Below are 12828 nucleotides of genomic sequence, written 5' to 3' on the forward strand. Positions count from 1 at the left end.
CCCATGAACGCCAGCGAGCTACTGCACCACTATGCCCAAGGAAACCTGAACTTCAAGGGTGAACCCTTAGTCGGCATTAACTTAGAAGGTGCCGATCTAATTGGCGCAAACCTGTCCCAGGCCGACCTAGAAAACGCAAACCTGATGCTGGCCTACCTAAGTCGGGCCAACTTTAGAAAAGCCAATCTGCACCGGGCTCAGCTATCCGGGGCCAACCTCAACCAGGCAGATCTGTCTGGAGCCGTGTTGCGAGACGCTGATCTGCATGGAGCCAGCCTGCAAAATGCTGACCTGCGGAGCGCTGACATGACCTTAGCTGACCTGTTAGATGCCAACCTCAGCGAGGCTGACCTGCGCAATGCCGACCTCAGTGGAGCCAACTTAACTGGAGCCTGTCTGCGGGGAGCCAACCTACGATTAGAGCGACGCAGCTACTTTGTTAATTTGCGTGGGGCCAACCTTCACAAAGCAGACCTGCGAGGAACCAACCTAGCCGGGGCCGATCTAACCAACGTTGATCTAAGCGGCGCAAATTTGAGTGAGGCTGTTTTAAGGGGCGTGAACCTAGCTGGGGCTAATCTCCGAGGCGCAATTTTATCCCACGCCTACCTAGCAGAGGCCGATCTAACTGGGGCCGATTTAGACGAAACCGTGCTAACTCACGCCAACCTCTCTCGCTGCATTCTCAATAGCGCCAGCCTCAGGTACAGCCAGCTTCAGGGAGCCAGCCTCACCGAAGCCAAACTGCAGCAGGCTCAACTCTCCGATGCCGACCTGCAAATGGCCCGAATGAACCGAGCCGATCTTAGCCGCGTCGATCTACAGCGGGCCAACCTGCGTGAAGTCATGCTAGTAGACGCCTACTTGGGACGGGCCAACCTAGCCGAGGCCGACCTGACAGCAGCCGTGTTGACTCGCGCAGAAATCAGCAGCACCAATCTAACTGGAGCGATTTTGACGGGCACAACCCTACCCGACGGCAGCGTTCACAGCTAAAACTCCGTCGGTAGGAAGATGAGCAGCCCTGAGAAGGATGTCAATAGCTAACAACTGAGGTTTTCTATAGCTTGGTAGAAGAGCTAATAGAGCAAGGAGATTTCATGGCATTGGGCATGCTGGTTGAGGGTAGCTGGGTAAAGGAACGGGACCAAGAGGATACAGATGGCCGTTTTATCCGACCCTCAACGACTTTTCGTAACTGGATTACCGCTGATGGATCGAGCGGCTTTAAAGCTGAGGCAGGGCGCTACCATCTCTACGTTTCCTGGGCCTGTCCGTGGGCACACCGGACTGCCATCACCCGCAAGCTAAAGGGCTTAGAAGAGGTGATCGGACTATCGGCAGTGGATCCAATAATGGGGGAAGAGGGCTGGTTTTTCTCAGATTTTCCTGGAGCCATGCCCGACTCAGTGAACGGGGCGCAGTACCTACGAGACATCTACCTCAAGGCTGAGCCCGACTTTACCGGACGCGTAACGGTACCTGTGCTGTGGGATAAACAGACAGAGACGATTGTCAATAATGAATCTCGCGAAGTCGTGCGAATGCTAAATAAGAAATTTGGCAGCTTCGCTAAGAATGACATCGACCTGTGTCCACCCGATTTACACGATCAGATTGAAGCCGCCATTGAGGCTATTTATCAACCTATTAATAACGGGGTTTATCGAGCCGGCTTTGCGACCAAGCAGACAGCTTATGAAAATGCCGTCACCGAGCTATTCGATGCCCTTGATTACTGGGAAACGGTTCTAGAAAAGCAGCGCTATCTATGTGGTAATCGCTTTACCGAAGCGGACATCTTCATGTTTACCACTCTTTTTCGCTTTGATGCGGTTTATGTTACTCACTTCAAATGTAACCTCCGCCGGATTGTAGACTACCCTAATTTGTGGAACTACCTGAAGGATATCTATCAAATACCGGGAATTCGAGAAGTGTGTTACTTAGATCACATCAAGCTGCACTACTACCGCAGCCACCCAAATGTGAATCCCACTGGAATTGTCCCTAAGGGGCCTATTCTTAACTTTGATGAGCCTCACGACAGAGCCCGGTTGGTGTAGGTGGGTTGGGTCATCAAACTCGGCAATTAAGCACCTGTAAATACCTATTAGCTTGTTCAAAAAATCTTAAAGGGTTGCCCTATGGGGCAGCCCTTTAAGGTAAGAAGCAAACGAACGAGGGCTTTATCCCGGAACCAATTAGGTATTCGAACAATTACCTTTTGGGGCTATGCTTCCCTGTTCTTTTGATAGAGTCTTACAGGCATTATTAATGATTAGTCTAGCTATCAGGGCATGAGTTAATGACAGTTGCGGTCGCTTAAAAGGACCTAGATTGTTTCTTGTCTTGCTGTTTATTCTTCAACTTTAATCACCATGAAAATGCGCCGTTACACCAAAAGAACCACTGCATTTCTAGGCGCTGTTGCGCTCACTTCTCTGATCAGTCTGCCAGCAGTCGCTCAGATGAATCAACCCAATACACCTGGCGCAGGGCAAACCCCTCAGACCGTACCGGGCCAACAGCAACAGCGGCCCGGAGGCGTGAACCAGCCTGGGAACGTAAACCAGCCAGGTAGGCTGCCAGGACAGCAACCAGGGAACGTGAATCAGCCAGGCACTCAGCAAAGCCCTCAAGTAAGGCCCGGACAACAGCAGCAAGCTGCAGCTATCAGCAGCTTGGACCGCGAGTTTATAATCATGGCCGCTCAGGGAAATAATGCTGAGATTCAAACTTCTCAGCTAGCTTTGCAGCGCTCTCAAGATCAGCAGGTGAGAAGCTTTGCTCAGCAGATGATTGAAGAGCATACTCAGGCAAACGAGCGACTGGCGACGATCGCTAGACAGTACGGCGTTAACCTACCCGCAGATCCGGGGCCGCTGAATACTGCGATCGCACAGGAGCTAGCCTCGCTGAGCGGAGCCAACTTCGACCGTGCCTACATGGAAGCTCAAGAAAACGCACACCTAAGAACGATCGGTCTCTATAGAACCGTCATCCAGCAAGGCCGGACTCCAGATGTCCAGAGCTATGCATCTACTTTACTGCCCAACATTGATGGTCACTACCAGATGGCCAATCAAATGGTCAATCAGTTTAGGGCAGGCAACATCCGACGTTAAAAAAGTACCGCTAACTGCGATAAAGCAAAGTAAGGCAAAGTAAAAAGGCTGAGGATATTTCCTCAGCCTTTTTACTTTTTGAATAGATCTTCCACGCCAGGGTTACCTAGGCCCTTAGTGATAGGGGTTACAGGAAACAACAATTAGGCAGGCAGCTCAGTAATCTGGGCTCTAATCAGAAGCGCAAGGCTACCCCGACGCACTTCTAGCTTCTGAATTTGAACAGCAACTCCATTAACGTGAAGAAAGGGCAGATGGATAAGCTGCTTAAACTTCTGGATAAAGGCCAGCATGATCTCTACAGAAAGGGCTTGACCTTGTCCAAAGGCAAAATTCTCTAGAAGAACAGAATGGTCATCGGTGCGGGGATAGACTGTGCCTTGCACCTGGAGCTGTTGTTCTCTGCCTCCGTCGAACACCTCTATATTGCCACCAAAGGCCACTTTGCCTTCGCCCGGAAGCCTCACTTCTATAGGAGGCAACAGCTTAAACGGCACCCTTTCTCCCTCTACATCTAGCTGAATAACAAATTGCTTGTCGCGCAGCAGATCAGAGCTTAACGTCCGGTTAAGATCGTCTTCTGTGAGAACAACTCGGCTAATAGAGTTGACTGGCTCATTGAGCTCAAGCTTGCCAAATAAAGCGCTCAGTGGATTGATTGAGATTTCGTCTGTCTGGACTTCTAATTCCTGTACACTGATGCCCTGTTGAGCAACAATATCTTTACTTGAAATGGAAACAGAATCCATTTTTCCCTGGGCTATCTTTCCCAAGTCGGTATGAATATTAATGTCCATTTTGTCAGCATTATTTAGCTGACTAGACAGCAGCATCTCAATTAATTTTGAGGCTGCTTGCCCCTCTAAGCTTTGCTCCTCTGGCATTATGCTGTAATCTCCTGGGTGGATGAAGGGAAAAGGAATAGGTGCTGGCATGCTGCTGGTTTTCTAGGATTTCCTGAAGCTGAAACTGAAAGTACAGCTACTCAAATCCCATCTCTTCAGCGTAGGTGGCTGTTTGTAGAGAGGCGTCAATCTTTTGAAGTAAATGGCTTTCACTCTAAAAGCAGGGATGACCTTTGTTCATTCTTGTTAGGTTGCTGAACAGGACAGGCAAGCCGAATAGAACAGGGAGCATAGTGTGCTGCTGATTGTGGATATGGACGGCACAATTCGAAAGCCGCTCAGTGGGGCTCAATATTTTGAGCATCCCGAAGATCAGACTTTAATTGAGGGAGCTCATCAAGTCATTCAGGCGTTCCAAAAACAGGGTCAGATTGTTGGAGTGACCAATCAGGGAGGGGTCGCAGCGGGGCACAAGTCTTTGCAGGAGTGCATTCAGGAGCAGCAATACACTCTGGCTTTGGTACCTGAACTTGAGGAAATTTTCTTTTGTCCTGATTTTCGGGGCCAAAAGTGTTTCCGCGTAACCCGCAGCGGGGTACACAATCACAGCAAAACTCAGTGGTCAGGACAGTTTCGTAAGCCCGGGCCGGGAATGCTGAAGTTGGTAATGCGGCTGTATCAGCAAAAGCCGGAGGAATGTCTCTATGTTGGCGACCGCCCGGAGGACAGAACTGCAGCTCAACGAGCGGGCGTTTCTTTCTATTGGGCCAAAGACTGGATTGAGCAATCTACTGATTAGCCGCATTCTGACTATTTGAGGATTTCGCAACTGCTAAACCTAGTTAAGCTGCAAACACAAATCCCGGAAGCTTTGGAGGATTACGATATGCCTGAGCAATCAGAACAACAATCGAATTCATCGTCTGAGTCAGAACGAGGAGTGCGGGTGAGTGCTGAGCAGGAAATGTTGAGCTCAACCGATCAGGTCGATCTCGATACAACCATGTCTAGCATGAATATTCCGATTGAGAATGAAGACAGCCTCGACAGCGAAGACTCTGACAGCAGCCAGAGTTAATGAGCGGGCAAGTTTTTGATTTTTGAGGGGCGCACCGAGGTGCGCCCTTGCCTGTATTGTAGGAATTATTTACTGTCACCCATCAGGGTCTGAACAGCAGTCGTGATTTCGGGCAGTGCGATCGCAAATGAAGCCAGTGAAGCCAGTGAAGCCAGCTGACAGTATTCGCAAAGCGCCTTATTTTCCTGCCATTCCTCACTCGCTAGTTTGACGTTGGTAGCGATATCTAGCAGCAGCTTGGCTCCCATCGCAATGGGCAGCAGAGGCTGAGTTTTGGCCCGGTCTTCGCCACCTGCGCCCGCTAACCAAGCCGTGAGGGCGTAGGTCGTAACCATCATTAGGCCATCTGGTGTGTCGAGCCGCTTGTAAGCATACTCAGACGAATCAACCTTATCAGCGTCGAAAATCGACACGGGAGGGTCAGGCAAATGCTTGATAATACCTGTTTGGTAAAGAGAGACAAGCTGGCCCATCGTAGCTCCAAGCATCGATAGACCGATAATCTGGCGGCGGCGCTGCAGGTCGGGGCTAGTGCCTTCCCGCAGTTCGCGGCTCAACTGTTGGGGATCCATAAAAAATTACGTCCTCTATCAAAGACTTAAGCGGTGATTCGCCTTCATCTTAAGAATTTGCCGCATTAGAGACGTCTTACTCATGAGACACCAACAGAAAGTTTTATTTGGGTCGCAAGAATGATTTCAGAAAGTATAGTTTCTCCTACTTGAGCAGCCAGCAAACTAGCGCTGCCACTGTATTTGTGGAACTCAATAGAGATCGTAAAAATAGACTTTCACTATTGATGAGGCAGTTACAAATTAAGTTAAATTTTTGGGAGACATCAGCAAGAGACGAGCATTAAAACCTGAAGTAGGCTTAAACACTACGTCCTCTGTGCTGCAACTATGAAATTGTTTAAATTGAATGTCTAGTGAACTTCAGAACTTTAAAGAAGTAAAGCCGGGCTGCCTCGTTTAATCAATCCCACCTGATTTCAAGCTGATGGCAATCCGGCTTCTAACTGCCTGAACTAGGAGTTAGGCATGGTGCCCGTGTTGCTGCCAACTTCGCGGCGCTCAGCCTTGAAGTACCATTCTCCGCTCTCATCTTGAGCGAAAGTATTTCTGACCGAGCTCCAAGCTACGTCGTGGGCTCCGCCTTCGCTGAGGCCATCATCAACGGCGCTCTTGAAGGCTGCCATAAAGATTTGCTTGGCCTCTTGAGGCAGGGACTGGGCCTCTTGGGGCAAAACATCTTCATTATAGTCAGCGACGTTGTTGTCAGACTTGGAGCTGTGGACTTGTGACTCTTGAGATGAAGCTTCGTTGCTTTGATATTCTGTATTTTCGTTAGGCATGAGGTTGTCTCCTAAACATGCATGTTCTTACCTAGGTAATAGGACACCTCAACCGTACTCAACCTCTCTCTACAGCCATAATCTTTATGCTTGAATCCGATTCCTTAATGAGGGCAATTCCATCTTTTGAGAGGTGCGATCGCAACACCACCCCTCCGTAAATCCCATGTGTCTTGTTTGATAGTTAACCTCAATGAACCGACAAAGCTGCTGAAGCAGCCAGCTGAGCACAATCAAAACCGCCCGCTTCGAGCCCTTGCAAAGGCCACTGTAAGACTCAAAAACTCGCTATTCTAGAAAAGCCAAAGCAGTGGACACAGCGGGAATGCCAGAAGACATGCAGCCGATTCATGTAATTGGGGGAGGATTGGCCGGAACTGAGGCGGCATGGCAAATTGCGCGGGCGGGCATACCGGTGGTGCTCCATGAAATGCGGCCCCTAAAGCAGTCTCCAGCTCACCACTCAGAGCATTTGGCAGAATTGGTGTGCAGCAACTCCTTTGGGGCTCAGGCGACCGACCGGGCATCGGGATTGCTCCACGAAGAACTGCGGCAGCTAGGCTCTATTGTTATCGGCAAGGCAAATCAGCATCAGGTGCCAGCGGGAGGAGCCTTGGCTGTGGATCGAGGCGTGTTTAGCCAGGATTTGACCGAGACGCTGGCAAATCACCCGCTGATTGAGCTGCGGCGGAACGAAGTTACCCACATTCCCGAGGAGGGTGTGGTGGTGCTGACCACAGGGCCACTGACCAGTGAGGCGCTGTCTACCGATCTGCTGCGGTTGACCGGACAGGCCTACATGAGCTTTTTTGATGCGGCTAGCCCCATTGTGGTGGGTGACAGCATCAACCGCGAGGTGGCGTTTATGGCTTCGCGCTACGACCGAGGCGAGGCAGCTTATCTGAACTGCCCCATGAACCGGGAGCAGTACCTACAGTTTTGGCAATCCCTCTGTGAAGCAGAGCAGGCAGAGCTGAAGGATTTTGAGCGAGAGACGGCGAAGTTTTTTGAGGGTTGTCTGCCGATTGAGGAGATGGCGCGGCGGGGAGAAGACACCATGCGCTATGGTCCGCTCAAGCCCGTAGGGCTTTTTGACGCCCGATTTGGCGACTTTAAAGACCCCGACAACAAAGACAAAAAGCCCTACGCCGTGGTGCAGCTGCGGCAGGAAGATCGAGCCGGTAACCTGTGGAACATCGTGGGCTTTCAGACTAACTTGCGCTGGGGCGAGCAGAAGCGCGTCTTTCAGCTCATTCCCGGTCTGGAAAATGCTGAATTTGTCCGCATGGGGGTGATGCACCGCAACACCTTTATCAACTCGCCAGAGCTGCTGAGCGCGGGTTTGCAGTTCAAAACCCGTCCAACGCTGCTGGCAGCGGGTCAATTGGTGGGCACAGAAGGCTACACTGCCGCCACTGCTGGGGGCTGGCTGGCTGGCACTAATGCCGCTCGCGTTGCCCTAGGCCAAGCCCCGCTAACGCTGCCGGTAACCACAATGATGGGATCGCTGTTTGACTTCATCAGCTCGGCAGAACCGAAGCACTTTCAGCCGATGCCGCCTAACTTCGGCATTTTACCGGCGCTGCCGACCAAGATTAAGAACAAGCGGGAGCGATATGGGAAGTATTGCGATCGCAGCCTCACCGATCTCTTAACCTGGGCCAGTCAACACAGCATTCAGCTAAAGCAGCGGGATTTGGTTGTTAGCGCTTAGCGAGAAATCATTACGCTAGGCAGGTCCTAGTTAAGCGCATTAAATACAGGCAAGATAGGGAGCCAAATACTTTCGCCCGCGCTCAATGAAGTACGGCGAGAAAAGCGCTTCATAATCTTTTCTAACAAGTTCCATCGCTGCTTCCAATCGCTGACGTCCGCAGGCTATAAATTGACCTGCAGAGCCTGCATAAAACTGACGATCTGCGCCTGGAAGATGATACTTAAAGGTCTGCCAGTAAAGCTCACGAAACTCCTTCATGTAGATCTTTACTTCAGGATCAAACGCGATAGTTCCCTTGCTGGGGAAATACAGTTTCTGCTCATTAATAAATCCAATCACCTTTCGCATAGACTCACGGGTTTTATCTGCTGGCAAGCTGTGTTTGTTGTTTAATCGAAATCCCCATTGAACGCAGCCATTAGTCACTTCAAGTACACGCAGTTCGGCCAAATGCATCAAGTCATCTTGACTAAACTTTTCTACTTGGCTAATTGCTTGCTCAATTAGCTCCTGAAATCCTGAGTAATCTTGCTCAAAATATTCCTGAAGTTCATTAATTTTGGAAAGACCTTCCCAATCCACGTCTTTGAGAGACACAACATCTACCCCTTGCACAAAAAATATACGAGTTGCCAATAGTTAATCTATATGAGTTTCTAATAACAGTTTCCACTGTCTATGAGCAGGTTTGTGACAGAAAGGCATCTATCTTTTGGCAGTAACAGGCAAAAAATATGGCTATTCCGTCGATAACTTGTAGTGAATTGTTAAACAGTTCACAAGTGTTAACATACCTGTCATAGAACCTTGACTTTGTTAAGGCACTGCTCTGCCGATGGTTGGCGTTGTTGCTTGAAGTCGGGCAACGCGGCTTTAGAGCCAAACCTTCAGAGCGTGATATGAGCTGACACACTAAAATCCCATGCCAAATCGAACAGACCGTTTTAGGCCCCAGCCTCATACCGAAGCTGCTGATCGCGCTATTCGCTTGAAGCAGCACAAGGCTTTGTTTGGCTTGCTTTCGCTCGCTGCCGGGCTGATTTTTCTTCAGGGCTACATGATTGCGCCCCTGATTCCGCGCCTAGCTGAAGTCTTTAACGTTCCAGTTCAAGAAATCGGCTTCATCGTTCCCGCCTACATGCTGTCCTATGCGTTGATGGCGCTGTTCTACGGAGTGCTGTCTGACCGATTTGGGCGGTGGTCTATCATCCGCATTTCGCTGATCATTTTTGTTGTCTGTACTGCATTGACCGCAACTGCTCAAACAGCGGCTCAGCTCTCGTTTTGGCGACTGCTGACTGGCCTTGGAGCCAGTGGTGTTATTCCACTCACCTTTGCCTTGGTCGGCGATCTCTTTCCCTTTGAGCAGCGCGGCAGCAAGCTGGGGCTGGTGTTTGCCGCAATGGAGGGCGGTATGGCAGCAGGTTCTGCGGGAGGTGCCATTCTAGAGCCCTTTATCGGCTGGCGGTGGCTCTTTGTGGGAACAGCCGTTTTAGCAGCAATCGTGCTTTGGCGGCTCCACCCCTATGGGGCCTTGTTCGACACTCCCAAAGTGGATAAGCTGCCCAGCCTGCGCCAAGTATTTAGGGGATACAGCCAGATCCTGTCCAGCTTTCGGGGGCAGCGAACCTATGCCTACGTGTTGTGGAACGGCATTTACCACTCTGGCGTATATACCTGGCTGGGGCTATACCTGTCGCAGCGCTATGGCATGGATGCGCTCAGTATTGGCCTGACCATTCTCGGCTACGGTATTCCGGGGCTGCTGCTGAGTTCTTTAATCGGTCGAGCTGTCGATCGTTGGGGCCGACGCTGGCTGGTGCCGCTGGGGCTGGTGATGGCGGCCTTGGCTGGCCTAGCGATGATTCCTAAAATTCCGGCTGTTGGCACAACCCTTGCAGTGCTGGTGCTGTCTTTGGGGTATGACCTGACTCAGCCTTTATTTGTCGGCATTGTGACGGACTTGGGCGACGAAAACAGCTTGGGCCAAACGATGGGCCTGAAGGTATTTACTCTATTTACCGGATTTGGTGTGGGCAGTCTCGTGTTTGGCGAACTCCTGCGGTTTGGCTTTGGGCCATCTCTGGCCCTTTTCGGCGGCATTCAGCTAATTATTGGGCTAGTTGCCGTTGCTCTATTTTGGCGAGAAGTGCCGTCGCTGAAGCGAGAGGCCCAAATCAGTTCGTAGTAGATTGCTTGAGAGGGTTGTGCCCACCTTACAAAACTATTCTTGGAGTCTCTGCCCTTGATAAACCGTTGGAATGGCTATCGTCATCAACATTACTAAGTTGGCAATCCAGAACAGGACAACACTAACAAAGCCCAGCAATGGCAGACCTGACAAGGATAGCTGGGTGAATCCATCCAGTAATTGCCACAGCCGAAAAGCGGTGTAGCCAAAGCCGATGGGTACCACAACACTAGAGACTAACCATTGACTGAATACGCGCTCAGAAATTAACTGTATAGCAACTACGACTAGATAACTCCCCCAGAACATTAGTGAGGCAGGTTGTCCCCACGCCTGAATGCACAGGGCAATTGGCAGTAAAACCCCAATAACTAAGGCTAACTTGACCCACCATCTCAGAAATGAAAATTGCTGTTCACTGAATCCAATTTCTGCCGAGAAGGGAAGCTGTTGAGCTTTAACACCAAAGCCATAGCCAGTAGCTAGGCTGGTGATAACTAAAACAAAAAGCGTAGTAACTAGTCCGGTGTTGATTGCCATAATTGTCCAAGCATCGGTCAGACTAGGAGAGATATCTAAAGCTAAAATAAACACCTTTAGGATGGGCAAAGGGCGATAGCCCATGCCCATCTTTTAATCTTACATGCATTGATGGGCACACTTTGCTTTGCCCATCCTACAAAACTAATTTTTACCCTTGTCAAATAAGTGATTCTTACTACTACAGCGTAGCTAGGCGTTGGCGCAAGGCTTCGATTTGAGCTTTACGCATCTGCAGCGTTGGGTGAGAATCCAAAAATTTCGCTTGGTCTTGAGCATACTGCACCTCTAAACCAGCAATTTCAGACTCGATAGCACTAGCGGTAGCGACAACAACCGCATTTTGACTACTATCGGGCTGCAGCTGGGAAAGGCGTTTTTCAAGACTCAATTGCTGCTCTTGCAAATGAACCATCATAGGTGCTTCTTGCGTGAATATTTCGCCCTGAAGAACTTTTTCAACTTCTAGTTGGGCGATCTGCTGAGCTAGAGCAGTGGCAGTGGCTTGCTGTACACGTTCTTCATGATTGGCATTGAGTTCAGCAACAGGAGCTTCGCTTTTGAGAAGTTGGGCGCTTGCGATCGCACCTGCTGATACCAAAGCCACGCCACACGTTAAGGCCGCTAATTGCTTTGAATTCATTGTGATTGCCTTAGCAATGTTGATTAATGAAAGCGTTTGCATATCTAAGACGTATTTTAGGAAAGTTAGTTCCTTAAAAATAAGCCACCAACAGATTAGCTTGCAGCCGCTCCCCACAAAATTCAGCAGCATAACCGTCGCAACTGTCGGCCGTAGATAACCTTAAGCGCTCAGCAGGTAACCTTTTGGCGATCGGTATGCGTTGAAATTGTTAGGACGCGGTTTTTATCGATACGGTATTCCAATCGACAAAATCCTAGGTTAACTATCCTTCCCTAGAAGTTGTACTTGCTCCTCTACCTCGTCGAATTCGACCATAGAGTATTAGGCAGCCAGCACTCACCACTACCAAGGCAGACGATGGCTCAGAAACAGCAGCAGTCTGTGTGTTGAATTGGAACCGCCCACGTAGTGCAGGAGCGGTAGGACTCTCTGATCTTTGCAGAAACTCTGCATCAAAGGTCAAAATTTGCGAACGGTCAGGTGTAAAAGTTACTTCATTGATGGTGAAGCTACCAAAGACCTGGTTTGAACCACGGTTCTGAAAGGATATATCCAAACCTGCAAACCCAGGTGGCGCAAAGTCGGCTCGTCGAGCTTCGGGGTAGAATCCCGGCTGAATTGGGATACCTAATGCATCCGTTCCAAAAAATACAAGAGCGAATTCATTTTCAGGTGTCGATGAACGATCCAGAACCCAGAGCAACTCGGCGGGGCTACCATCGGATAGACTACGACGAATCTCAGCAGAAATACTGTCACCAAGGTTAGTGTCATAAGTAATATCAAACGTGTTACCTGACCCTATGTAGTCACCAGGTTCACTGTCTAACATCAAACGTGCAAAGTCTGCACGGGCTACCGTGGCTGTGCACGGAACTATTAACCCAGTTAGGACCATCAAAGAAACAAATTGACTACGAAGCATTGAGATACTCCTTGTTAAATAAAAATTTGATTAAAGCTTAGAGACTGCACCCAACCAAACGCCCTCACAGCTATCTTTCAACTAAAGAAAGCCTAGTCATTCGAACCTCACATCCCTACAACAATTGTTTAGAAATAAATTTTTCACCTAATATCCTAGTTTGGGTAACCAGGTGGACATGACTCTGTCCAACACTTCCATAGGGGTAATTAGGTGAAAACATGTCAGCTTAGCATCCATAAGGGGGATTAGGTTGAAAAATCAGTAAAAGTAAGATGTGTTAGGCGTAGCTGTAACGCATTTTTTAACCGTAAGCGAATGCGTTACGCTGGTGCTAGCGCATCCTACTGGACTCCTTTTTCAAGAACATCGATTTCATACCGGAGTATGTTTAGAAGATCCAA

14 protein-coding genes are annotated in these 12828 nt (G+C 49.5%); 7 read left to right on the forward strand and 7 right to left on the reverse strand.

Going from position 1 to position 12828, the window contains the following annotated elements; all coding sequences use genetic code 11:
• Positions 1-3: 3 nt before the first annotated feature.
• The 3 genes from H6G13_RS21205 (at position 4) to H6G13_RS21215 (ending at position 3128) form a co-directional block, all read left to right on the forward strand.
• Positions 4-996 (forward strand): pentapeptide repeat-containing protein, encoded by a 993-nt coding sequence (locus tag H6G13_RS21205; RefSeq protein WP_190486536.1) that lies wholly within the window; start codon positions 4-6, stop codon positions 994-996.
• Between the two features lie 104 nt (positions 997-1100).
• On the forward strand, positions 1101-2066 hold the full coding sequence (locus H6G13_RS21210; protein WP_277882542.1) for a glutathione S-transferase family protein: 966 nt from the start codon (positions 1101-1103) through the stop codon (positions 2064-2066).
• 315 nt (positions 2067-2381) lie between these two features.
• Positions 2382-3128 carry a DUF4142 domain-containing protein gene (locus tag H6G13_RS21215; RefSeq protein ID WP_190486538.1) on the forward strand — a complete coding sequence of 249 codons (747 nt, stop codon included), beginning with the start codon at positions 2382-2384 and terminating at the stop codon, positions 3126-3128.
• 143 nt (positions 3129-3271) lie between these two features.
• Here H6G13_RS21215 and H6G13_RS21220 read toward each other — a convergent pair whose 3' ends face one another.
• Positions 3272-4063, reverse strand: coding sequence for a DUF2993 domain-containing protein (locus H6G13_RS21220; protein ID WP_190486540.1), 792 nt, complete (start codon positions 4061-4063; stop codon positions 3272-3274).
• Positions 4064-4268: 205 nt separating this feature from the next.
• Between H6G13_RS21220 and H6G13_RS21225 the strand changes: the two genes are divergently transcribed.
• The gene (locus tag H6G13_RS21225; protein ID WP_199306490.1) at positions 4269-4772 is read left to right on the forward strand and encodes an HAD-IIIA family hydrolase; all 504 of its coding nucleotides are present in this window, start codon (positions 4269-4271) and stop codon (positions 4770-4772) included.
• 87 nt (positions 4773-4859) lie between these two features.
• Positions 4860-5051, forward strand: coding sequence for a hypothetical protein (locus H6G13_RS21230; RefSeq protein WP_190486542.1), 192 nt, complete (start codon positions 4860-4862; stop codon positions 5049-5051).
• Positions 5052-5116: 65 nt separating this feature from the next.
• Here the strand turns inward: H6G13_RS21230 and H6G13_RS21235 are convergent, their stop codons facing one another.
• On the reverse strand, positions 5117-5623 hold the full coding sequence (locus tag H6G13_RS21235; protein ID WP_190486543.1) for a vitamin K epoxide reductase family protein: 507 nt from the start codon (positions 5621-5623) through the stop codon (positions 5117-5119).
• Positions 5624-6078: 455 nt separating this feature from the next.
• A complete protein-coding gene (locus H6G13_RS21240) occupies positions 6079-6405 on the reverse strand; it encodes a ChaB family protein (RefSeq protein WP_190486545.1) in 327 nt (108 codons plus the stop codon).
• Positions 6406-6742: 337 nt separating this feature from the next.
• Between H6G13_RS21240 and trmFO the strand changes: the two genes are divergently transcribed.
• A complete protein-coding gene (gene trmFO, locus H6G13_RS21245) occupies positions 6743-8119 on the forward strand; it encodes an FADH(2)-oxidizing methylenetetrahydrofolate--tRNA-(uracil(54)-C(5))-methyltransferase TrmFO (RefSeq protein ID WP_190487006.1) in 1377 nt (458 codons plus the stop codon).
• Positions 8120-8158: 39 nt separating this feature from the next.
• Here the strand turns inward: trmFO and H6G13_RS21250 are convergent, their stop codons facing one another.
• Positions 8159-8758: a hypothetical protein gene (locus tag H6G13_RS21250; RefSeq protein WP_199306491.1), complete on the reverse strand. Its 600-nt coding sequence runs from the start codon at positions 8756-8758 to the stop codon at positions 8159-8161.
• Positions 8759-9044: 286 nt separating this feature from the next.
• On the opposite strand from H6G13_RS21250, the gene H6G13_RS21255 reads away from it, so the two are divergent.
• On the forward strand, positions 9045-10310 hold the full coding sequence (locus H6G13_RS21255; protein WP_190486547.1) for an MFS transporter: 1266 nt from the start codon (positions 9045-9047) through the stop codon (positions 10308-10310).
• Positions 10311-10346: 36 nt separating this feature from the next.
• Here H6G13_RS21255 and H6G13_RS21260 read toward each other — a convergent pair whose 3' ends face one another.
• The 3 genes from H6G13_RS21260 to H6G13_RS21270 all read right to left on the reverse strand — a co-directional run bounded on the left by H6G13_RS21260 (position 10347) and on the right by H6G13_RS21270 (position 12424).
• Positions 10347-10937, reverse strand: coding sequence for a hypothetical protein (locus H6G13_RS21260; protein WP_242028450.1), 591 nt, complete (start codon positions 10935-10937; stop codon positions 10347-10349).
• Positions 10938-11034: 97 nt separating this feature from the next.
• On the reverse strand, positions 11035-11628 hold the full coding sequence (locus tag H6G13_RS21265; RefSeq protein WP_190486548.1) for a hypothetical protein: 594 nt from the start codon (positions 11626-11628) through the stop codon (positions 11035-11037).
• 133 nt (positions 11629-11761) lie between these two features.
• Entirely contained in the window at positions 11762-12424 is a 663-nt protein-coding gene (locus H6G13_RS21270; protein WP_190486550.1) for a hypothetical protein, read from the reverse strand.
• Positions 12425-12828: the final 404 nt, after the last annotated feature.

The organism is Pseudanabaena sp. FACHB-2040, from assembly GCF_014696715.1.
Taxonomy (GTDB): Bacteria; Cyanobacteriota; Cyanobacteriia; order Phormidesmidales; family Phormidesmidaceae; genus JACVSF01.